16 protein-coding genes are annotated in these 21,947 nt (G+C 48.4%); 3 read left to right on the plus strand and 13 right to left on the minus strand.

The genetic code is table 11. The features are described from left to right. Positions 1 to 44 precede the first annotated feature (44 nt). From ACJJIL_RS20870 to ACJJIL_RS20915, 10 genes are all read right to left on the minus strand, one after another. Positions 45 to 746 carry a hypothetical protein gene (locus ACJJIL_RS20870; RefSeq protein WP_444906608.1) on the minus strand — a complete coding sequence of 234 codons (702 nt, stop codon included), beginning with the start codon at positions 744 to 746 and terminating at the stop codon, positions 45 to 47. 220 nt (positions 747 to 966) lie between these two features. Further along, positions 967 to 1,674, minus strand: a complete 708-nt coding sequence (locus ACJJIL_RS20875) for a SapC family protein (RefSeq protein ID WP_444906609.1) — start codon at positions 1,672 to 1,674, stop codon at positions 967 to 969. A gap of 33 nt (positions 1,675 to 1,707) precedes the next feature. Beyond that, entirely contained in the window at positions 1,708 to 2,385 is a 678-nt protein-coding gene (tagF, locus tag ACJJIL_RS20880) for a type VI secretion system-associated protein TagF (protein ID WP_444914957.1), read from the minus strand. Between the two features lie 14 nt (positions 2,386 to 2,399). Further along, on the minus strand, positions 2,400 to 5,942 hold the full coding sequence (gene tssM / locus ACJJIL_RS20885) for a type VI secretion system membrane subunit TssM (protein WP_445360674.1): 3,543 nt from the start codon (positions 5,940 to 5,942) through the stop codon (positions 2,400 to 2,402). A gap of 57 nt (positions 5,943 to 5,999) precedes the next feature. Then, entirely contained in the window at positions 6,000 to 6,863 is an 864-nt protein-coding gene (gene icmH, locus ACJJIL_RS20890) for a type IVB secretion system protein IcmH/DotU (protein ID WP_413664109.1), read from the minus strand. Position 6,864: 1 nt separating this feature from the next. Continuing rightward, positions 6,865 to 8,202 (minus strand): type VI secretion system baseplate subunit TssK, encoded by a 1,338-nt coding sequence (gene tssK, locus ACJJIL_RS20895; protein ID WP_445360675.1) that lies wholly within the window; start codon positions 8,200 to 8,202, stop codon positions 6,865 to 6,867. 72 nt (positions 8,203 to 8,274) lie between these two features. Then, entirely contained in the window at positions 8,275 to 8,934 is a 660-nt protein-coding gene (tssJ, locus tag ACJJIL_RS20900; protein WP_413664107.1) for a type VI secretion system lipoprotein TssJ, read from the minus strand. After that, the gene (tagH, locus tag ACJJIL_RS20905; RefSeq protein WP_445360676.1) at positions 8,912 to 10,753 is read right to left on the minus strand and encodes a type VI secretion system-associated FHA domain protein TagH; all 1,842 of its coding nucleotides are present in this window, start codon (positions 10,751 to 10,753) and stop codon (positions 8,912 to 8,914) included. Before tagH ends, tssJ begins: the two co-directional genes overlap by 23 nt. An 86-nt stretch (positions 10,754 to 10,839) precedes the next feature. Then, a complete protein-coding gene (locus ACJJIL_RS20910) occupies positions 10,840 to 12,336 on the minus strand; it encodes a type VI secretion system contractile sheath domain-containing protein (protein ID WP_445360677.1) in 1,497 nt (498 codons plus the stop codon). Positions 12,337 to 12,416: 80 nt separating this feature from the next. After that, on the minus strand, positions 12,417 to 13,136 hold the full coding sequence (locus tag ACJJIL_RS20915; RefSeq protein WP_413664104.1) for a transposase: 720 nt from the start codon (positions 13,134 to 13,136) through the stop codon (positions 12,417 to 12,419). A 190-nt stretch (positions 13,137 to 13,326) separates the two neighbouring features. On the opposite strand from ACJJIL_RS20915, the gene ACJJIL_RS20920 reads away from it, so the two are divergent. The 3 genes from ACJJIL_RS20920 (at position 13,327) to ACJJIL_RS20930 (ending at position 18,413) form a co-directional block, all read left to right on the plus strand. Continuing rightward, a complete protein-coding gene (locus ACJJIL_RS20920; RefSeq protein WP_413664103.1) occupies positions 13,327 to 14,190 on the plus strand; it encodes a Stp1/IreP family PP2C-type Ser/Thr phosphatase in 864 nt (287 codons plus the stop codon). A gap of 23 nt (positions 14,191 to 14,213) precedes the next feature. After that, positions 14,214 to 17,297 carry a DUF6531 domain-containing protein gene (locus ACJJIL_RS20925; RefSeq protein WP_445360678.1) on the plus strand — a complete coding sequence of 1,028 codons (3,084 nt, stop codon included), beginning with the start codon at positions 14,214 to 14,216 and terminating at the stop codon, positions 17,295 to 17,297. A 93-nt stretch (positions 17,298 to 17,390) separates the two neighbouring features. Continuing rightward, entirely contained in the window at positions 17,391 to 18,413 is a 1,023-nt protein-coding gene (locus ACJJIL_RS20930) for a succinylglutamate desuccinylase/aspartoacylase family protein (protein WP_445359322.1), read from the plus strand. A gap of 7 nt (positions 18,414 to 18,420) precedes the next feature. Here the strand turns inward: ACJJIL_RS20930 and ACJJIL_RS20935 are convergent, their stop codons facing one another. The 3 genes from ACJJIL_RS20935 to ACJJIL_RS20945 all read right to left on the minus strand — a co-directional run bounded on the left by ACJJIL_RS20935 (position 18,421) and on the right by ACJJIL_RS20945 (position 21,936). Beyond that, complete coding sequence (locus tag ACJJIL_RS20935) at positions 18,421 to 19,641, minus strand: lytic murein transglycosylase (RefSeq protein WP_445359321.1); 1,221 nt, start codon at positions 19,639 to 19,641, stop codon at positions 18,421 to 18,423. A gap of 177 nt (positions 19,642 to 19,818) precedes the next feature. Further along, positions 19,819 to 20,472, minus strand: coding sequence for a PAQR family membrane homeostasis protein TrhA (gene trhA, locus ACJJIL_RS20940; protein ID WP_282930278.1), 654 nt, complete (start codon positions 20,470 to 20,472; stop codon positions 19,819 to 19,821). A 141-nt stretch (positions 20,473 to 20,613) separates the two neighbouring features. Next, positions 20,614 to 21,936 (minus strand): adenylosuccinate synthase, encoded by a 1,323-nt coding sequence (locus ACJJIL_RS20945; RefSeq protein WP_413664100.1) that lies wholly within the window; start codon positions 21,934 to 21,936, stop codon positions 20,614 to 20,616. Between the last annotated feature and the right edge of the window lie 11 nt (positions 21,937 to 21,947).

The following is a 21,947-nucleotide window of genomic DNA, read 5'->3' on the forward strand; positions in this document are numbered from 1 at the left end:
ACGCTATTTATTTTTGTTAGATTTTGGCTTCTTATTCCAAGCCATTACATAGGAACTGCTGTTGAATCGCAACTCCCCATACTAGTCACAAGTTTAAATGTGGCAAAAATATGCAAAAACTCAGACCTACTCTTTTCAAAGTTCTCAAGAGATGACCACAAAAACACAGAATAGAAACTATCCGGGCTCTGAAAGAAAGTGACCAAATAGCGAACTGGTGTTTTTACAACCTCAGCAGACATCTCATAAATATGGCCATTTTGACTGTTGCTTATCAGTGGTTCAGGCCCGGATATAATAACGCCATTTTCCACTCTAGTCAGACACTGCTGTATTTGTGCTTTACCGAAATGCTCAATCGACAAATCGTGGGGAAGCAGAGATCGATCTTGCTTTAGTACAATCAAATAGCGACTTAACTCTGAACTTCCGGCCTGAATCACAGCTTCCCTATTCAGATTGTCAAACCCTTGCCAACCGGCTGGAATACCAATAGAAACTGTGCCATCAGTACTTTCCAAAAATTCTAGAGCGGGAGGTAACGGAGGGTCACCACAATTACTAGACTTTTCAGTACAGTGTATTAATTGATCACCCAAGCAGAGCTGAGTATGCCATCCCGCTTCCCAGAACTTTTTCATTAGCTGGCAGGCTTCCCTTCTATCTTCCGTAGCCTTGATTTGAGATTTTGCCCCAGTCAGCAGTCCTTTTATTTGACTAAAGCCCAAACCAAATTCACGCCCCAATGCAGCAATTGCATAGCGCCGCTCTACAGAACCTCTTATCTCCCCAGTAAAAATTATTCTGTAAGACATATCAGTAACCTTAGCTTCCTGCTCTGATACTCACTTTACAACCAGAACCTCTAATACAATTATCTAAATTCAATCAAACTTTATAGGTTTTCTTAAATTAACGTTCTGATCAACAAATCCATAGGTAAAAAGCAAAAATCCACTCTTAATATCAGTGAAGAATTTTCGCATGAAATTTTTTATGCAGCGCACTTAAAGCTGTCGACTTCTGCAAGGAGAAAAGATGTGCATAAATAAAAGGTAAACAACCTGATTCACGCAATTCCAGGAAAGCTGCAGAATCAAGCTCTCCCAATCTCTTCTCTGAAATACAATAAACACCTGTTAATTTATGCTTAACATCACCTGGCAAGTCTATATTTATTTCTTTTTCTACCAGCAAATTATTCCGCTGCAAAATACCGACAAACTTCCAAACCTGCGTCTTTTTAAGATGGATATCCTCTAAGCGGCGCTGCGCTTCCAATAAGTGACCACTTGGATTCCCATTCTCTTCAAACAACCTAACACCTAAAGAACTATTTCCGTCTTCAGATAATAGAGACGATTCAACGCAAACAAATGCATTGGAAGAGTCACCTTCTTTATATTTTAAATAGAAGGGATAAGAGCGAATAGATGCGGGAATATAATCACCCTGCCATTGTCCCTCTTGCCAAAAAAGGTTTTCTCCAGGTGTTACGCCAAGTAATGCACAGCTCTCAAGCTTTCCCGTCTCTTTTGATCGAGCAAATATAATAGGACAGGCACGCGCCACCGGTATGAATTCAGGCAATAAGATTGGGCAAATATGCGAATTCTTACTGTGGGAAAGATCACTTTTGATTAATTTGCAATTGCGATGCTTCTTCTTATCCAAGATAACCAGCTGTCTCACGCTGTGCCCTCAATCCTAACTTATATTCTTCTGTAACTGCACACCAAGCATTGAGCTATAGAGCTCAGGGCTTGGCAATGATGGGCACAGCAAGGTTGTCGGGGCCAAGTGTTGAGACCCCTCACTCCACCACAGACTATATGCGGAGTAGCTACTTTTGCTCATCTGCCCTAATAGACCTGCAAAACCTCTTTCCAGAGTATTCGATTGGCCTGTGGAGACGACAAAGTCTCCCTGTGCTGGAGGCAGAGAGATAATGCCCGCCCTGTCAGGGGGGGCACTAAATGCCTCACATAACTGGTCTGCATGTAGCATATTTTGCAGCGATGTAATTGCTAATTCAGACAAGCTCTGGAACCAGCTCTTAGCATCAGACATAAAAGCAAATGCATCCACTACCGGGGATAGCGGAGCAGCAAATGTCAACGGAAAATAGCGCCCAACACTATCCACACTAGGTACTAAAATTCCGGCCCACGCATTGGCATCAATGATGCCTTTGCTGTGGACAAACCTCCAAACAGGACTGGTCAAGTAGTAGTCCAACCACTCTTGACCAACGAGTTCACGAGATCCAAATACCGCTCGTTGTAACCAGCCATCCCATACAGTGACAAAACTACCTGGCAGCTGCCGCTGAACAAAGTCCCCGTGACCCGGCAACTTACCAAAAATACCAACTGTATTTTGCAAATCATCTACTCCGTCTACAGGGTCTCAGGGCATCGATATCCGCGCAGTAAACTGCGGTCGAACGGATTGTTTACATTAGATGCAATCAATTTAAATTGAGCCTTTCGCCCTTCCTCAGAGAAAGTAACAAAGTGTTCTGCGTTACTTCGCCCGGCTTCCAAATCTGAGCTCGCTAACAGCCTGTACCATGCCCAGTCCCCTTCAAAATGCTTGCGATGAACAGTCTCATTCAGATCTTCAAAGATAATGCGGACGCGATTACTTTCACCACCACGCCAAGTCAGCTTTTTAGTGGTTTTAGGGCCATGGGAGTAAGGAACTCGTTGCTCACCAATTTCAAGTTCAAACAAACGAACACTGGAATCCAGTTTCGTGGGCTCAATACGGAAAGAGTAAGAAGCTCCTTCGCCGGCACTGAAGAAAGTTTTTCGAATACGTTCAGCTCGACGCAACTGGGAAAGGGCTTCCCTTGAAAGGCTAATACCCTGCCCTTCAACGTATTTGATTTTCCAGTTTCTGGTATCCACAAATGGCTTCAGATACTGATTGACAAATTTCTCCTCAATACCACCTGGCTTGAAGTACTGGTTAAACTCCATCACCGGCACTTCCTGGTCACGGTCGCTACGCAGTGGGTACCGGTTTGCCAGGCTATTGCTATAGCTTTGATACACCTCTTCACGCCAGACACGGTTGATATGCGCCTTAGTCTTGGCCATTACCAGCCCCCAAGCGCTGTCAGCAATATCTGTCAGCCATTGGTCAAAAGGTGCTGGTGCATTGGCAGCCTTAACCCTTAACTGTTTAATCGCATCGCTACCGCCGGCAAAACGCGCTTTGGCACGTCCAAAGGCCGCTTGATTCGAATCGGGAGCGCTGTCGATCTCAGTGAGGTATTCCTGAATTTTATTAATAGTATCCAGGTATTCTTGGATACGCGCTGGCCGCCCCTTCTCACTCTGAGTGATTCGCTGGACCTCCTCAAACCTAACATCAACAATGTTTGGCTTGTAATGATCCTGCAAGGCACTGGTTGCACTACCCAGTGCGGCTTGTCCCAGCTTTCGAGTAGTACTGGATACAGGTAGAGGTACCCCAGAAGCATCGACTGGAACCTCAGGGCGAAGGGTCAGACGAGTGTTATCTGAAGTTATCTCGGTAATCGCAAGCAGGGGTGAGTAAATAGGATCAGACAACTTTGACAACACATCCAATGCCTGTGAAGTGCTACCAAACCTCTGTATTTTGAACCCGCCAAGGAAGCCCTGCCAACGCTGTAAGTACTCCCCAAGATAGATTCGTTTTACTTCCTCACCAAGCTTTTCACGGTCGGCTTCGGTAAAGTCCTCACCACTCAGATCTCCTCCATATATCCAGCGTTCTTCAGCCATATTTGTCATCAGCTGAGAGTCCGCTCCAAAGTCCAGTTCTTTATAGCCCGCCTTTGTATAGAGGAAGGGAATCGTGAAGTTTGGATTATTGGCCCCCATACCAAAAATTTGCTGAGTGTCTCCACCAATTTCCTGGTAGAGATCTACAGGGGTCAATCCGAAGTCACTATTTTGTAGTTGAGCAAATAACCGCTGAGGTACAGGGATACGACGCAGTTGCTGTCGCGCGCGAGCTACCACCCTCTCATTCTCTTCAATTGAATTGGGGAGAGGCTGAATAAATAGTTGATCCAGGTGGTAGCGCAGCTCTTCCTGCCTCCCGGCTTCACCGGGTAACTGACGCTCCCAGCGAGCAGTGTAATAAGCCTCTATGGTTTTCAAATCCATTTTATCTGGATTAAAAAACATCAAATAGGTTTTGAGAGTACTTACCAAAGCGGGATCATTACTTCCGAGACGACTTAAGTCACTCTCTATATCACGAAGTAAAGCGGGAAGATAAATAGTTTCTAATTTATGGCGATAGAGATCATTTGCTGCAGTATCAATTCTGGTGTCATAAAGCCCCAAATTGCCAATCCACGGATGTTCCTCACGATCGTAGACCGCACTAGCCCGCTTCAAAGGCTCTAACAAATTTAAGGCACTGATGGGCGTAATATTTTTACCTTTCAGCTCACTCTCTGCACCTTGGTACGCGCTGAGATTATCGCTAACCTCTCCCATGGATAATTTATTCTGTGCGAGACTGCCACTCCATAAGAAAATAGCTCCGACAAAGCCTCCCGCCAAAGTAGCAAAAACTCCCCGGCGTAACCAAAGGTTAGCTGACTCAATCCGGCGATTAACGCCTACTAATTCAGCCTCGGGGAAAACGACATCCTTCAATAGTCGATGCAAGAAAAAGCTCTTACCAACACCCTGGAATTTTGGCCCGACGCTACGCTCTAGTCCAAAATCAGCGGTTACGGAGGACATCATACGGTCAACAGGACTGCCCTCCTGAGTGCCACTAGTAAAGTAGACCCCTCTGACCATAGGGACGGTTTCGTAACGATTTGGACCGAAAGTCTGCTTTACAAAATCTGTCAAAATATCTGTAAGGCTTTCCATTCGGGCAGGAAAACCTTGCAACAACGCCCGCTTCTCTACATTCCTCTCCTGATGAACACGCCACAATACGCGTTGGTTCAAACGCTCTATCAGCTGCTCAAATTCTGCTTTGAAATTATCGAGAGGGGCCCCTACAGTGGCGTTAGCTTCACGGGGAAAACTCATTCCCCAAACTTGCTCACGCTCAGCTTGAGAGAGGTTGTCGAAAAACTCTGTAAAACCTGCAACTAAGTCACATTTTGTGAAAGTGAGATAAATCGGGAAGCGAATACCCAACTCTTGTTGCAGTTCATTTACACGCTGGCGGATAATTTTTGCCTGGTGTTGGCGCTGCTCTTCAGTTTGCACCATTAAATCTTGCAAGCTAATTGCAACCAGAGCACCATTGATCGGGCGGCGGCGGCGGTATCTTTTCAATAAGCTCAGAAAAGCTTTCCAAGCGCTATTATCGTAAACCCGGTGACTGTCCTGAGTCGTATAACGCCCTGCGGTATCAATTAAAACTGCATCATTGGTAAACCACCAATCACAGTTACGGGTGCCCCCTACCCCACCCAGGGCTTCCTTCCCATGACTCTGCGCCAGAGGAAATTCCAACCCGGAGTTCACCAGGGCTGTTGTTTTACCACAACCGGGAGGCCCAATAATGATGTACCATGGAAGCTGATAAAGGGAAACTTGTCCCTTGTCAGATTTAAACCGAGCACTACGTAATACACCCATCGCTTCACGGAAGCGACCAGAAAGAGCATTCAACTCTTCCAGCGAGCGTTCTTCGTCTGGATCTGTAGAATCGGCTTCTTGTGATTCCTCAATGCCTTTTATTAAAGCCTGGTTTTGGCGTCTCTCTACCAACCATTGGCTAATATTCCACACAAGCCAAATAGCAAAAATAAAAACAATAATAGTTAGCCGGACAGAGTGAGAAAGCGTGGCATTATCACTACCAAACTTAATGTAATCAGCCGCAAACCAAATGAGGAGGGAAAGAGCTGAGAGCCCTATGAGCCCCAACACCCACTTATTGGTAAAAAAGTTACGCAAGCGTTTCATGAATTGCTCCGTCTTCCAGGGTATCGACCATACCCAGGATCAATATCAGCCCGAGTGTTACCCTTCTCCTTGCGGAGACTCATCATCACTTTTGGACAAATCTAAAATCTGGTCCGCGACCGGTGTCGTCGTTTCATAGAGCCACCAGCGATAACCACTATAAGTTGCAAGTAACAATCCCAGGACAACACTCATAATCACCCAGAGGGGTATATAGTGAATCAGCCGGGATTTTCGCTCTACGCATCCTTGCCAACGCGGCGAAAGATCTCGGTCCATTGGCTGCTTGTGCTGTTCAATTGTTCTGTAGAGCTCATCACGAATCTGTTCTATTTGTTCGTGTCCACGCTGTACGAGCCGATACTTACCCTGAAAGCCCAAGCTCAAACACAGGTAAAAAAGCTCAAGGAGTTCCAAATGACTTGCGGGAGTTTCCAGCATGCGCTGCAAAATGACAAAACACTTCTCCCCTCCAAAAGTCTCTTTGTGAAATAGGCTAAGTAGAGAGTGCTGGCTCCAACCGCTAGCTGTACCCCAAGGCGTGGTCAAAACAACCTCGTCCACGACGGTACATAGTAAGTAACGGGCTGTTAGCACTGATTCAGGTGTTAAAGCCAGTTGCTTTGCCTCACGCTCGAAGCTTTGGATTTCCGTAGTAAGTCGCTTGTGCAGATCAGGTACGTTGGCGTGATTCATCGTTGTGCGCAATTTGATAATTACGCCTAACAATTTCGAAGCCGCAGACACCAATGGATTAAGACTGTTGCGGACCTGAGCCTCGACCGGGGCATCTTGGCTGGCAAAGAATTGTGGCTGAGCCTGAGCTGCTGCCGGTGCTGCTGCGGCACCGGGTGTCGGTATCAAAACCGTTCTATCCCCAGCATTAGGGGCCCGTGGAGGAGTAAAGCTGTCATTACTCATATTAATTATTCCTTATGGCCCAGAGTTCCATAGTTAATCCAGGGAACTCTGCGCCCAGATGCACTGCAAAACCACCCGAGCGAGTCATGGCCTGCCATAACTCTCCACTGCGCTCCACCTCAAAGTAAGTGAACCCTGCGTGATAGGGGATTTGTCGAGGAGCCACGGGAAGTGGGCGCAGAGTCAAGCCGGGCAACTGCGCAGAGATAAGTTCTCTAATCGCCTCAACTGGGGCAACCTTTGCCTGCGTGGGGAAGCGGCTGCGCAATAGATCGCCAGGCATATCCGCTTTTGCGGCCATAATAAAACTGGCTGATGTTAATAATGAAGGATCGGTAACCGGAGCAACATATATCCCGAATTTGCGCTGCACCAATTCCATTGCAATCGCTGTTTGCTCCAGTACTGTGGAGAGCGACTGCCTAAGTGCTGAAAACAGCCCAGCAAAGCTTACTTGCAGATCCTCATGTGCATACACCGGAATTTCTGGAGGGCGCTTAGACTGAGCAGTAAACGTCGAAAGTTCGCCTGCCAACTGCAATAATTCAAGAAATAAGTTGTGCGGATGTAATCGGGGCTGAGCCGTGATCTGCTTTAATAAGGGTTCAAAGCGGTTAATAACCTGCAGTAACAAATAATCAGCAATTTCTGCAGATCCGCTTCTTCCGCTGTCGCTCAAACGATGACCCAGAGCCGAGCCTCGATGGTCGAGCAATCCTTTTACTTCTTCAATATATGCATTGATAACCGCAGAAGTCTCCGCATTTAACAGCGGTGGGATATAGTCGGAATCAAGCTCTACCGGCTTTTCTGGTTGGCGCTCTTTAATTCGGGCAACTCCAACCGCAGCATAGCCACTCAGATCATCACTACCTAATTTGAGACAAGCTCTTAACTTTCCGACTTGGATACGCGCAGACTCACCAGAAGACGCCGCACTATTACGGGCATCAAAGTTCGAAGCCTGATAACGTGCCTGCGGGAAGTCCTCTTGATCTCGAATCGACTCCTGGCTACCTGGGCGCTTCATCGGCACACATAAGTAGACTATTTCATCACGAGTATTAACCGGAACATCCAGAACATCCGGCAAATGCTCATTTTCAGGGGCAAGTATCGGGGTACCATCGGGAAAAACAGCTTTCACTCTCGATAGAGAAATTTTTCCCATCGATAATGGCTCACTATCGATCGCCAGCTCTACAATCCCCCAGGTATAAGGCCCGAGCGGAGCTGTGCGCGCTTCGACAAGCTGTTCGAGATAGCGATCCTGCTGTTGAAAATGCTGAGGGCGTAAAAACATGCCCTCGCTCCAGATCACTTTATTGTTTGCCGACATAAATGTTCCTTAAAAAGCTCTCGTAATATTTCCAGGGCAGCAATTTTTATTGCCCGGGCAATAATTTCTGCCCTATTGAGACCGCTGCATATCAGGGAGCGTTTTTTTCATTCTTTCATAATCTTCTTTGGAGATTGTTACTGTTTCCCCACTATCATCTTCACTGCCACGAGTAGTCAATTTTGCTCGACGACGCTTGGCAATATCATCTGGTGAACCAATTCGTACATCAGCCAGCGATACTTCATATTCATTTTTTTTGTGGTCTGTAATTGGCAGCACCATTAGTGCCTCTGCATCCTGATACTGTACAAACTCAGCTAGAAGCCCGATATATTTTACGTCCGGCGTTAAAGCCAGTTCTTCTATACGCTGTTCCCCTGGAGCAAACTCTTTAAGGATTACAGTATCAATCAAATCCTTGCCGAGGCGGGATTGAGCATTCTCGTAAAGGTTAAGAAAATCTTCACGGGCAAACTGGCGCTCGTCCGCGAGCATAAACACTCGTATAACAACGGGAGAAGCTCGGCCATCATCATCTGGGTTCACGTCATTCTGTGTCTCTACAACCAACTCGAGACTAGTATCCAGATTTAGAGTCCGCCTCGTTGTTTGGCAACCAACAACTGCAACTGCCAAAACAGCGATTAAACTGACCTGAAATAATTTTTTTATCGACACAAGCAATTCCCTCTTTTCCGTCAACTTATTAATTTTTAATGCTTCGCGCATTTTTTAACTCTGATAATTGATTTTCATAAGTAACTGCAAATTCATCACCAAACAACTTGCGATAGCAATTATCCGGATCACCAACTAGCTCCCTGTAAATTGCAGTAAATCCTTCCCACTTTTTTGCATTTTTGTTTCCAAAAACGCCGGAAGTATTCCCCAGTCTGCGCTCAATATTTTCCGGGCTAAAGAATTTGAGCATGGCGTTGTAACCTGCTCTCATTCCAGCCAAAACCGCAACTTGATGATCCGACAAATCATCAAAACTATCCTTCACTGCCTCAGCGGGGTTCATAAAAGCACCGGTACCCGCAAACATGGCTTCCAATGCATCCCGTTCCGTAGCACTAAATTTCAGCGGATTATTAGCTTCCGTTTGAATCATGGTTCGCTGCACACGCAGCTCATTCTTAATGCTGTTTCTTGCGCGCAAAAGGTCAATAAGACGAGCTACTGTTTCCCGGACAATTTCAGCTGCTTGCTGGTCCGCCTGTTGCAACTGGACCGGGTTCATATTCAGGCCGAGAGTAGATGCAAAAACGCTCCCCCCTGAAGAACCTGTGGGCTGAGTTACTGGGGATTGCTGTAAATGCGAAAACTGCTGAGCTTGGGCAGCCAAATCCGGCTGTGGATTTGGTTTTGGCTGTAGTTGCGGTTGCGGTTGCGGTTGCGGTTGCGGTTGCGAGGACGATTGCCCGGAACCAAACCCTGGAGCGCCATCAACTTGTTGCCCCTGCATAGCAGCGAAAGAGTCTGCAAAGGGGTTATCTTGAGCAGGCGGAGAAATTGGTTGCTGATTAAACCCTTGGGGCTGCCCTAACGGCTGAGATTGCATTGCCTGTGGCTGTAGCTGTGGCTGTGGCTGTGGCTGTGGCTGTGGCTGTGGCTGTGGCTGCATAGCCTGAGGTTGTGGTATCGGAGTTGCGACAGGTTGCTGTGAAATCCCCTGGAAACCACCCATAGGAACTTGCGGCTGCGGAGATACCACTTGAGATTCAGGCACCGCAACCGTCTCAACGACAGGTTCCGGTACCGGCTGGGGATTTATTTGCATTGAGTGCTGGTCAGCTGGCACATGATCATCGTCACTACCATCTTTCCACCACTCATCATCAGACCATTGATTACTGGATTGCTGCTGACCCGTAGAACCCACTAAGCCACCGACGGGTGACATCTCAGGAGCACCACCAACAAGACCAGACGGGTCAGATTGGCCAAAGGCAGCAAGTGGGTCCAGAGGGCCCGATTCCGAGGTGAGAAGACTATCGCTAGTTGGGGTATTAGCCTGATTACCCAGCCCAATCGAGCCCCACTCCCCAGTTTGAGCCACATCTGACTGCGGGCTGGAACCCGGCTCAAGCCAACTATCCAATTCTTTCGCTTCTGCCTGGCTTTGCATTTTTGCCATGGCATCCGCGCTGAATGTTGTTCGATCCGAGGTATCGAGAAAATCTGCACTTCCCAGACCTTTGGGAAGATCTCCCTCTTCCTTAGGCTGTCGCAGTGAAACTTTCAATTTATATTCCCCGAGAACGATCATGTCGCCCTCTTTTAATGGGACTTGATTTCCCTTTCCTAACGGATTTTCTGAATCATTGTAATAGGTTCCATTAGTACTAGTATCTACCAGAAAAAACTGATTATCGGTAAAGGAAATCTGTGCGTGTTTTGAGGAAACCACTCGATCTGGATCGGGTAAAACCCAATAATTATCGGCAGAGCGACCCAAACTGCCACCAGCTTTCGTGAACAGTTTTGTATGTTTAAGCATATTGGCGCCAGAAGGGTCGGCCAATACTGATAGAATTAGATCCATTTATTCCTGACTCACAATAGTGGTTTATTCATAGTCTTCAGGTAGATTTTTGCCCGCATATTCCTGTAAAGATCCAACCCCTACACTTACGCCCAAGGGCCTTTGAGTGTACCGCCACTCAAAGAACTAAAGCTCGGAAGAATGACTTGATCCCGCCCTTGCACCGAACGCATAGTGCTAATACCAGCCTGCATAAATTTTGCAGCTGCCCTATCTGTCAGGAGCGCTTCTGCACAGGGCGTCAATAATTCGCCATTGGGTAACTTGCGTAAATGAAGGGGTAAGTCTTCATAGCTTGCAGACGAAGGGGGCTGTAATTTGCCAGTTTGAGAAAAGCCTTGGCAAACCGCTAACCCCAACAAATAAACACTATTCCCCCAAAGATAATATTCATGACCCTGCTCTGGGGTTAATTCTTCAAAATTAAAATACTCTGTTGTAGAAGTATTTTTCCCAAAGGGGAGTCTCAGCATAAATCTGGGAGCTGCCAACGCAACATGCTCACTAGCAGAGTATTCACGGACCGCCTGCCAACTTTCCGCAAACTGATCGCTCAACGGATAGTACCAATCATCAGGATCTACTGAACCTGACAAGTTTGGACAGCCTGCTAATTTTGGATCCCCACCCAATAAAAGTGCACTTCCCGCAGCTTCTGCAATCGTGGATAAATCTATCAGCAGGTGAAGGTCTCGCTCCTCATCAGTAACAAAGTAATCCCCTATGACCAGGTTATAGGGCATATTCCCAGAAGCTGTTTCACGCTCAACCAGTAACTTAAATGTCTGCGACTTTTCCAAGTCGCTTTCGGCTTCAGCAAAATCAGCTAGAAGCTCTTCCTTACTAACGTCTATTAAGTAAAAATCCAGGTTCCCGTGCTCTTCGACACGTCTCAGCAAAAGTTGCAGACTCAGCCAACTAGCCTCTAACTGACGAAAATCACTGTGATGCATCAGTTTGCGCATCGCATCAGACGTAGCTTCAGCCAGGGCATTTAGATATTCACCCTGGCGAGGGTCCTCACTTTTCTGCACGTAAGGAGCGACAATATCTTTGATTAGCTGGTCAACCTGGAAAGTATTTTGACCTTCCTTTGCATTACGCTCTCGACCTGCAGCCAGGATTTCATCCAATATCGACTGCTCGCTATCGCGCTGACCCAAGCCCTGCTGAGTGGCTAACTCTGGTTTCCACTGTTGAATTTCCTCAGCAGCCTGCTGGAACTGACGTGGATCGAGCAGCCTGCGCTCCAGCTCAATAAACTTCTTAAACAGTGGCAAACGGCTATAAAGGTAATCTGGGTGTAAATCATCAAAGCATGGTAATCCCAGAGGGCGATCCAGTACGGGCAACTGCAAACTCACACCTAGATCAGCAAAAACGCCCTCAAAGGTATCGCGGTTCAACAGGTATACCCTTCGACTGGAAATCGTTTCGGGTTCACACTGGCGGCGACTCGCTCTCCCGCTGAAATCACCCAGGATCGCAACTTTCAATCTATCAGTGCCAAAATCCATAACTGGTTTTTCCTTATTGTTATCGCCAAGGATCTGAAATCCCGTTGAAATGCTGGGCCTACTCACAATTTGTCACCTGCTGACAGGGCTTAATTACCCTACTTCTTATGGCCTTTTAACGCCCTCAACCCGACATTAGGTTTTCGCTAGGCAGTTTCTTTTGGTTCTTTTTCGACTTTATTTGCTTTTTTAGGGCGACCACGCTTAAGCGGTCGTACTCTTTGGTTAACAATCTGCTCAATTTTCTCTTTAAACGCATCCCCGCCGAGCACATGACCTAACTTAATCGTTTCAGCGATATAGTCGAGCAACTTTCGATCAAAGCTATACTGAAATAACTTCCTGTAAGATTGCGCTCTCTCCACCACTGTATCCCCAAGAGATAGATACAAGCGGTGATCCTTGATCAAATTATCTTTCTTAATGTTTGCGTGATGGTTAAAACTTGACCACTCGTAATCCTCAAGGGAGTCTGACAATCCCAAATACAGTGGGCGCAACTCTACGTATCTGTAACAGGTCAACAAATACGCATCAGAATCAATCAAGCTGGACTTATAGCGTCCTCGCCATAGTGTTCCGGAGCGCTTGTAACGGTGATTGACAAACTGCACATAGCGACGCCCAAGGGATTGCATCATAGATGATATCCCATCCGGTATCGTGGGCGTAGCTATGATCTGGATCATATTGGGCAATAAAACATATGCGTGAACATCAACGCCATATTGGTCTGACGCGTTACGCAAACTAATCAAATAATATTGATAATCTTCCTCGTCAAAGAAGCAGGGCAGATTGTTGTGGCCTACCTGCACAATATGCTGGGGAACATTTATCAAATTGAGCCTGGGCAAACGGGGCATTTTGCCTATGGGTCCTTTTTTAGCTGGCTTAAAGCCTTTTCTGTAGAGAGGTAAGGCTCTTATTATCGCAAATCAGTGAAAAGTATTTCAAACTTGGTATGCGAGCAAGTTAACATTAGCCTCGGTGATCGGTTGTAATAATATTACGCCGCATTGTATTGCTTTTTATTAAAGGGGAGTTGCACCAGACATGGATCAAATTAGTCTGGCGGTCAACGGGCGCACTGACATTGGTCAGGTTCGTGAGGAAAACGAAGATAGCATTCGCTGGTACGCGTCGGCGGAGCAGCCTTTTGCCTATATTGTGGTAGCCGACGGGATGGGCGGTTACACCGGTGGCGCCACCGCCAGTAAAATTGCAGCTGAGACGGTTCAAGCCCATCTCGATGACCTGCTGAAACACACTTTTTTCTCCTGCACGTCTGAACAGCAACAGCTTATATTGCGCGCCACCCTTATCGACGCAGTCAACAGCGCAAATACAGCTCTAATCAATACCAAAAACCTGAACCCCCAGTTTTCCAATATGGGAACAACTTTGGTTGCCGCGGTCATGTGGCGCGACTTTTTAATCGTTGCACATATTGGCGATTCTCGCGCATACCTGTGGAACAATTATGGATTGCAGCGCCTTACACGAGATCACAGCGTTGTACAGGAGATGATTGATTCAGGTCAATTAACCCCCGAGCAAGCCAAAGAGTCCAATGTCCGCAACCATATTACCCGTGCCTTGGGGGTTTCCAGCAGTGTAGAGGCGGATATAAATAGCTGGAAACTCACGCAAAACGCACTCCTTTTGTTATGTAGCGACGGGCTCACTGAATATCTTGATGATCATGCGATAGAGCGCGTACTGGCCACTCATCGTCCGGCATTAGAGTGTGTATATCGTTTTATTGACGATGCTAATCGCCTAGGTGGGCGCGACAATATTACTGCAGGAATATTGGAATATTCTTCACAATCATTGCGTCAAATACTCCCCCACGAACAAAGTGTTACCGAACGTCCCAGTTCTTCTGACGTAACAATTAGAAAGTTACACCGCTAATTTGATTTACCGGATACTGTAATATGACACCGGAACGTCTAACCCAGCTAATACCTAACTTACTCAATACGCTTACCCCTCCGACAATTACTCTTTCTCATGAGAGCCCTGCATCGGCTGTGCGCTGGCTCTCTCAGGTCGAACATACTTTAAAAAACATCTCACCCACTCCAGTGAATGAGGGCTTTTGGCCAAAGCTGCCAAGTATCACGTCTAATCGCTTTAGTATCGATTCAGCACCAATATTACCTCTCCTGTATGAAGCTGAAGACAACCCCACGCAATTCACCAATACCCCTGGTATTAACCCCGAGAACGAGGTGGTACCAGCTTTAGATCGTTGCCATCGAATTAACGGGCACGTCGTTACCGCAACAGGGGAAGTCGCTTTCGAGCGAACAGACGTACTTATTCCTGGACCGCTGCCGTTTGAATGGAAACGATATTTTCGCTCCTCTCTCAATGAGGATACTGGCATTGGTGTGGGCTGGCGGCACTCTCTCAGTGAAAAGCTTGTTGTACACGATAACGTTGTAAAGCTGGTTACTGCCGAAGGGAGGTCTGTAAAATTCAAATTACCCGCCATTGGTCACGGGTGCTACAACCGCTTTGAGCGGTTGATGTTATTCAGGCAAAGCCTGCACAGTTATCGATTGACGACATTCAATCAGCATCACAAAATATTTCGCGCTGATGGTGTAAATAGCGCTCTACCACTTGTAGAAATCAGGGATCAATTTGGTAACGCCATAACAATCGACTATCAGGAGGGCCTGCCTAAGAAAATGGTCAGCTCCTGGGGTCGTGTTATTGAATTTAACTGCCAGAACGGTCATATCCATAATTTAATAAATAGCCACGCTGCCGAAGGTCAAAGCGACCTCTGCAACTACAATTATCAAGATGGTCAACTACTCGAAAGTTGTAGCGGCCTTAAAAGAGAAAGGTACCAATATAACAATACACAGTTGGTACAGTTAAATAATAGCCAATCTGGAATTTATCAATTTACCTACGATACACGCGACCGGTGCCAGCTAATACAGTCCAATGAATTAATCACCAGTCTAAACTGGCACGCAAGTCATAATACCTGCACGATCGAGTCAGAGCTGTCCGGTCCCATTTATATACGCTTTAACAAGTTCGGCCAGAGAATTTCTGAACAGCAGCAATCTCGTAGCCTTAGCTGGCTTTTTGATTCCTACGGCAATCTCAGTGAAGAAATTCAGGCCAACGGCCATAGGCTTTTCTTCCGTCACGATGAATTCGGCCGGCTTGTCCGATCCACCTCTCACAATATTAGTAATCGATATCTCTATGACGATCGCGGCTATTTACAAGCGGCTGTTATCAATGGAGAGACCCTATGGCAATACAAGTTTAACGAGAAGGGACGCCCAGAACGTATTGTCGACCCGGCAAAACAAGTTTGGCTGTTTCTCTATACAGATAGGGGGCAAATCACACAGATTCAGGACCCAGAGGGAGGCAAAGTGGACTTCAGCTGGGATGGGCAAGGCCAGCTGCAGTCCGTTCGTAGAGACGATAAAGTCCTGAGCTTTGAGTACGACCACTGGCAACGAATCACTTCGCTTAAAATGAATGGCGAAGTATGGCGTGAGTGGAGTTATGGCAATGCGGGTGAATTGCGTGAAGCCCACCTGGGTATTCACCAGTACGGTCTGGACTACTCTGAACGCGGCCTACCCAATGCTATCCACGGAGACAGTGGCCAGAGTATTCTTTGTGATTATGACAACGCGGGCCGCCCGTGCCATATCAATTTCGCTGATGGTAACAACTGGGAATTAATCTACAGCCCTAGGGATGAACTCACTAGCCTGGAGAGCCCCGTAGGGAATTACTACTGGGAATATGATCACTACGGGCAATTAGTTAGCCACGAGGCACCACAGGATCGAACTTGGCGTTGGCATTACAATATAGACGGCAGCCTGCATGAATATTGTGATAATGACTCTCGCTGGTACTTTAATTATAACAACAGCGGTGTATTAACCGGTATTCGCAATAACAGTGGCCAAAATAGTGAGTTCCACTACGACCAGCATAACAGGCTGGTACAGGCAGATAATGCCCTTTCCTCAGTGCGCTTTAAATACGACAGCCGCGGTCGGGTAACCGCGGAGCATCACGACAGTGCCGATATCCGGGATTTCAGTCTTCAGTATCAATATGACAAACGCGGCTGGTTAAAGAGTGCCAGCTCCGACAATCTCGACTTGTCTTATACATTCGCTCCTTGTGGAGCCCTGTATGGAATCGATGCCAATGGTGAAGCCATTGTTCGCACCGAATCCAAAGGCCAAGATATCCTCCAGGTTCAAGGAGAGGTTCGCAGTAATCACAAATATTTATTTGGGCGCCTGGTAGGCATGGAGTCCGGTCAAGCACTTTCCTGGCACTTTGATAAATCCCCTCCCCTGCAAATGACCAACCCGCTGCGGGCACAGCAAAGTCCGACTCAACCTCAAACAGAAAGTGACAAGCGCGGCAATATTATTAGTGAAAGCAACATACCAGGCCGCAAGGATTATCAATACCAGTACGACGGCTGGGGCCTGATGAGCCACGCGGAGTGCGGGGAATTTAAAACCTATTTCCGCTACGACCCCTTCGGTCGGCGGTTAAGCAAGACATGTACCCACCGAAAATCAACCCGCCAGCGCCGCGTTGTCACTATTTGGAGCAGCCTGGGTATCTGGGGGGAAATTCACAATATTGACGGCAAGTCCCGAGGTTTAAGCCATTGGATTCACCAACCTCAAACCAATGCCATTCTCTGCCAGTGGACTGCCGACAATATCGAGCATTACCTTTCCAACCCCGACGGCAAGCCACTCGCGATTTTTGATACCCAAGGTGCCGCTCAGTGGTCACAAGGTGGGGAGGCAGGAGAGAAAGGAAAAGACCCCCACAATCAAGGGCCGAGTGCCTGGCGGGGAACTAATTTGCTCGCGGATGTAGAGACTGGGCTGTGGTACCACCCCTCAGGCTACTGGAGCCCTGCCCTCGGTATCTGGCTAAACGGGGACCGCTCTCATAACCTAACGACTTCTGCCCAATCAATCGGGCAGCTGTAACGAAATACTCGGGCAGCTGCATCAACATTTGCTGCCCTGGTCAACTCTTATCTGCCTATACACTATGGGTATATCTATTTGCCCGTGAGTGTTATGGAAGAGCGCTCGGATTTTGAGATCGGAGGGGTCCATGTCGCCAGGGGCGAGTCCTGCCATATCGACCTACCTGTTGTAAGGCTGTACACAAGCACAGAAATGGCAATCCCAGTTTATGTGCAGCGCGGTAAAAAAGATGGCCCCAAGATGTTCGTTTGTGCCGCCATACACGGTGACGAACTCAACGGCATTGAAATAATAAGCCGGCTTATCCAAAGCGGCCGCCTGAAGTCATTGCGCGGGACCCTGGTTGCAGTTCCAATGGTTAATGTTTACGGGGTACTGCAGCACACTCGCTATCTACCTGACAGGCGCGACCTAAACCGCTCATTCCCAGGTTCGGCAAAGGGGTCTCTCGCCGCACGTATGGCTCACGTCTTCCTCAAGGAAATAGTCACCAAATGCGACTATGGCATCGACTTACACACAGGAGCCGTACATCGCAGTAACCTCCCCCAAATTCGCGCTAACTTGGACGATGAGCAAACCCGAAAACTCGCCAAGGCCTTTGGTGTTCCCGTGCTACTCAACGCTTCTATTCGCGATGGATCCCTGCGCCAAGCAGCCGCGGATCTTGGGGTAAGAGTATTACTTTATGAAGCTGGTGAAGCCCTGCGCTTTGATGAACTCAGCATCCGCGCCGGAGTTAAAGGTGTGATCAATATGATGAAGCACTTGGAGATGTTGCCGCAAACCCGGAAGACAAATGTGATAGAGCCATTTGTTGCTCGACGCAGCGGTTGGCTTCGCGCGGGGGATAGCGGCATCGCCAATCATCTTAAGGCACTCGGGGATCAGGTCTACCGGGGCGACCTATTGGCGACCATTGCAGATCCATACGGCCAGGAACTGGACCAACTGATCTGCAATGAGGATGGAATCATTATTGGGCGACAGAATATCCCTCTGGTCCAGGAAGGCGAGGCGATGTATCACATCGCCTACTTCCGTGAACCCGAGGGTGTTGTCGAGAATCTGGAGCTACTCCAGGATACGCTCCTACCGGATGAGAACTTTTAGGGAGTCTCTATTGTTTCTTCAACAACTCCAGGACTTCCTTGCTCGGGTAGCCCTGAACTTCAACGCCGGCACTCTTTTCAAATTCACTCACCGCTTTGCGGGTACCCGGACCTGCCTTGCCATCAATTTCTCCGGTGTAAAACCCTTTTTGTTTGAGCAACTTCTGCAACTCTTCCACTTGAACACTATCCAGTGGAGTAAATGGGCGCTTCCAATCATTTACCAAAGGCGCACCGCCGCCAATCCGGTCTGCCAACAGGCCTATAGCTATCGCATAGCGATCTGAATTGTTGTAACGCTTGAGAACAAAGAAGTTCTTGAACACTAAAAATGCCGGGCCATTGCGACCGTCTGGTAACTTTAATTCGGCAATGGCTTTCTTGCTGGGAAAGGGCTCGCCATTGGCTCGTGTGACGCCGAGCTTCTCCCATTCGGCTACCGACATCTTCCCTGCAGGCATTTTACGAGCGGGAATATTGACCTCATAGCCCCAGGGTTTTCCTCGCTGCCAACCGTTACTGGATAGCAGGTTGGCGGCAGTCGCGAGCGCATCTGGAATGGAGTTCCAGATATCCCGTTTACCATCACCATCGATATCCACCGCATAGGCTTGATAACTGGTGGGAATAAATTGGGTATGCCCCATAGCTCCGGCCCAGGAGCCCAACAAGTGCTCACCCTCGACATCACCGGCCTGCAATATTTTTAGCGCGGCCAGCAGTTGCTGACGGCCAAACTTTTTACGCTGGGGATCCGCATAGGCGAGTGTTGCCAGTGAGCGAATAACACTGCGCATTACCTTGTCATTACCGAGGATGCCGCCAAAACTGGATTCCACAGACCAGATCGCAAGCAGGATATTGGGGTCCACCCCGAAACGCTTCTGGATCTTGTCCAACCAGGGCTTCATTTTTTCTTTTTCCCGCTTGCCTCGTTCAATCGCTCTCTTTTGCACCCGATTATCAAAGTACTGCCACACCGGTGCTTTGAATTCGGGCTGATAGGCTGCACGATCCAGAACCCATTGGTCTGGAGAAGTGATCCCTTTAAAGGCTTGGTCGTAAACCTCCGCAGAGATTCCACTCTTAATCGCGGTTTTGCGGAACTCCTTTACCCATTGTTCGAAGGCCGGATCGGCTTTCTCTTGTGCATGGGTATTGGAAGCCAGGAGAACTGCGCTTATCACGAGGATGGCAGACAGATATTGAAACCATTGCAATTTGGGCATGGAGTTACCTTCGACACAACTTTTGCTCGCTCAAGGGTAGAACGAGCCACTCTTATCCGAAAGGTGGATTGGCCGGTAACCGTTGAACTTCCCACCCACTATTAAACTGGACAGTCACATGAGAGGGAAGTTCGTGCTGCTCACCTTTAGAGTGAGCTCTGCCGCAAAACGGGAAGATTAGGGAATGACGTAAAACAGCACCGCAAAGAAGTGCAATATACCGCCCGCCAGCACAAAGAGATGCCAAATTGCATGGTGGAAGCGCAGGCTGCGCCAGAGATAAAAAGCGATTCCGCCGGTGTAGCAGAGACCACCGAGAACTAACAGCCACAAACCGCCAGTTTCCAGACTGTCCGACAGCGGCTTGATCGCAGCCACCACGACCCACCCCATCAAGGCACTGAGAGTGATGGACAGGGCTCGGATCTTCTTCAGCGGGGTGAACTGAATAATCAATCCGATCAGCGCGAGCCCCCAAATAATACCGAACAGCCACCAACCCCAAGGGCCCCTCAGGGTGACCAGGGTGAAGGGAGTATAGGTTCCAGCAATCAATAGAAAGATTGACGAGTGGTCCAGGGTCCGCAGTATCGCTTTGGCGCCGATATGGCTGACTGCGTGGTACAGCGTGGAGGCTAGGAAACAGAGTATCAGGGTGGAGGCATAGACGCTGGAGCTGACAATATGCCAAGCGTCCCCGCGCAGGGCAGCAAATCCGGTCAATACACCCAGACCGGCAATCGCCAGAAGCGCTCCAACACCATGTGTCACACTGTTGGCGATCTCTTCAGCAAAACTGTAACGACTGGCAACGGAAACGGAAGATGACATAAATTAGCCCGGTTAAATTCAGGTCATAAGCCTGCGTGTAGTGCACGACCAATAACTTGGAACAGGTCTAATGATCAGAGGCCTCACTTAAAATAGCAAGGCCATCACCAGACTGCACATTCACAACCGGGCGGTCAGGGCTTAAACGCTAGCGTTGTGAATACCCATTTCGCACAAAGCGGAAGATTCGCGAACAATGGTTTCGTTGCGATCGGGACCTGTAGAAACAATGTCTACCGGAGCGCCCACCAGCTCTTCGATTCGAGCGATATAGGCGCGTGCATTGGCCGGCAAATCCGCTTCACGACGCACACCGAAAGTATTCTCTGTCCAACCGGGCATAGACTCATAAACCGGCTCGACACCTTCCCAACCTGCGGCATCAAAAGGTACTGGTACTTCTTCACCAGCGCTGTTGCGGTAGCCCACACAAACCTTTACCTCCTCGAGGCCATCGAGAACATCCAGTTTGGTCAGGCACAGGCCAGAAATACTATTGATTCGGATCGCGTGGCGCACAGCAACAGCGTCAAACCAACCGGTGCGGCGCTGGCGGCCAGTGGTAGCGCCAAACTCGTGACCTTTTTCACCCAGGTGACGACCAACTTCGCAGTCCAGCTCGGTAGGGAATGGGCCACCGCCAACGCGGGTGGTGTAGGCCTTGGTAATGCCCAATACATAATCCAGGTACAGAGGACCAAAACCAGAACCAGTAGCGGTACCGCCAGCAGTGGTATTAGAGGAAGTTACGAACGGGTAGGTACCGTGGTCAATATCCAGCAGGGAACCCTGGGCGCCTTCGAACAGGATATGCTCTCCGTTCTCGCGCGCTTTGTGCAGGTGATCGGCAACGTCGGTGATCATCGGCACCAGTTGCTCGCGCCAGATCTTGGCCTGCTCAACGGTGTCCTCATAACTGACCGGGTCAACTTTGTAGTATTCGGTCAGAGCGAAGTTGTGGTAATCAATCAGCTCTTTCAGCTGGTGGCAGAAGTTATCCCAGTTGCACAGATCACCCAGGCGAAGACCGCGACGAGCAACTTTATCTTCGTAAGCGGGACCAATACCGCGACCTGTAGTACCGATCGCTTTGGCGCCGCGTGCTTTTTCACGGGCCTGATCGAGGGCAACATGTACTGGCAAGATCAGCGGACACGCCGGGGAAAGACGCAGGCGCTCGCGCACAGGAACTTCGCGCTCTTCCAGCTCAGCCATCTCTTTCAGCAGCGCCTCCGGGGAGAGCACCACACCATTACCGATCAAGCAGGTTACGCTGGGGCGCAGGATACCGGAGGGAATCAGGTGCAGTACGGTTTTTTCGCCATCGATAACCAGGGTGTGGCCCGCATTGTGACCACCCTGGAAACGCACTACTAGCGAGACCTTCTCGGTTAGCAAATCGACAATCTTGCCCTTGCCCTCATCGCCCCACTGGGTACCCAGTACTACTACGTTCTTGCCCATCTGTATAAATC

The sequence above is a fragment of the Microbulbifer maximicatervae (SeqCode) genome (assembly GCF_052468095.1).

Excerpts from the sequence above, each read along its gene's own strand:
- tssK (WP_445360675.1), bottom strand. The coding sequence starts at position 8,202 with ATGTCGGCAAACAATAAAGTGATCTGGAGCGAGGGCATGTTTTTACGC.
- ACJJIL_RS20920 (WP_413664103.1), top strand. The coding sequence starts at position 13,327 with ATGGATCAAATTAGTCTGGCGGTCAACGGGCGCACTGACATTGGTCAG.
- trhA (WP_282930278.1), bottom strand. The coding sequence starts at position 20,472 with ATGTCATCTTCCGTTTCCGTTGCCAGTCGTTACAGTTTTGCTGAAGAG.
- tssJ (WP_413664107.1), bottom strand. The coding sequence starts at position 8,934 with ATGCGCGAAGCATTAAAAATTAATAAGTTGACGGAAAAGAGGGAATTG.
- ACJJIL_RS20915 (WP_413664104.1), bottom strand. The coding sequence starts at position 13,136 with ATGCCCCGTTTGCCCAGGCTCAATTTGATAAATGTTCCCCAGCATATT.
- ACJJIL_RS20930 (WP_445359322.1), top strand. The coding sequence starts at position 17,391 with ATGGAAGAGCGCTCGGATTTTGAGATCGGAGGGGTCCATGTCGCCAGG.
- tagH (WP_445360676.1), bottom strand. The coding sequence starts at position 10,753 with ATGGATCTAATTCTATCAGTATTGGCCGACCCTTCTGGCGCCAATATG.
- ACJJIL_RS20935 (WP_445359321.1), bottom strand. The coding sequence starts at position 19,641 with ATGCCCAAATTGCAATGGTTTCAATATCTGTCTGCCATCCTCGTGATA.
- icmH (WP_413664109.1), bottom strand. The coding sequence starts at position 6,863 with ATGAGTAATGACAGCTTTACTCCTCCACGGGCCCCTAATGCTGGGGAT.
- ACJJIL_RS20925 (WP_445360678.1), top strand. The coding sequence starts at position 14,214 with ATGACACCGGAACGTCTAACCCAGCTAATACCTAACTTACTCAATACG.
- tssM (WP_445360674.1), bottom strand. The coding sequence starts at position 5,942 with ATGAAACGCTTGCGTAACTTTTTTACCAATAAGTGGGTGTTGGGGCTC.
- ACJJIL_RS20945 (WP_413664100.1), bottom strand. The coding sequence starts at position 21,936 with ATGGGCAAGAACGTAGTAGTACTGGGTACCCAGTGGGGCGATGAGGGC.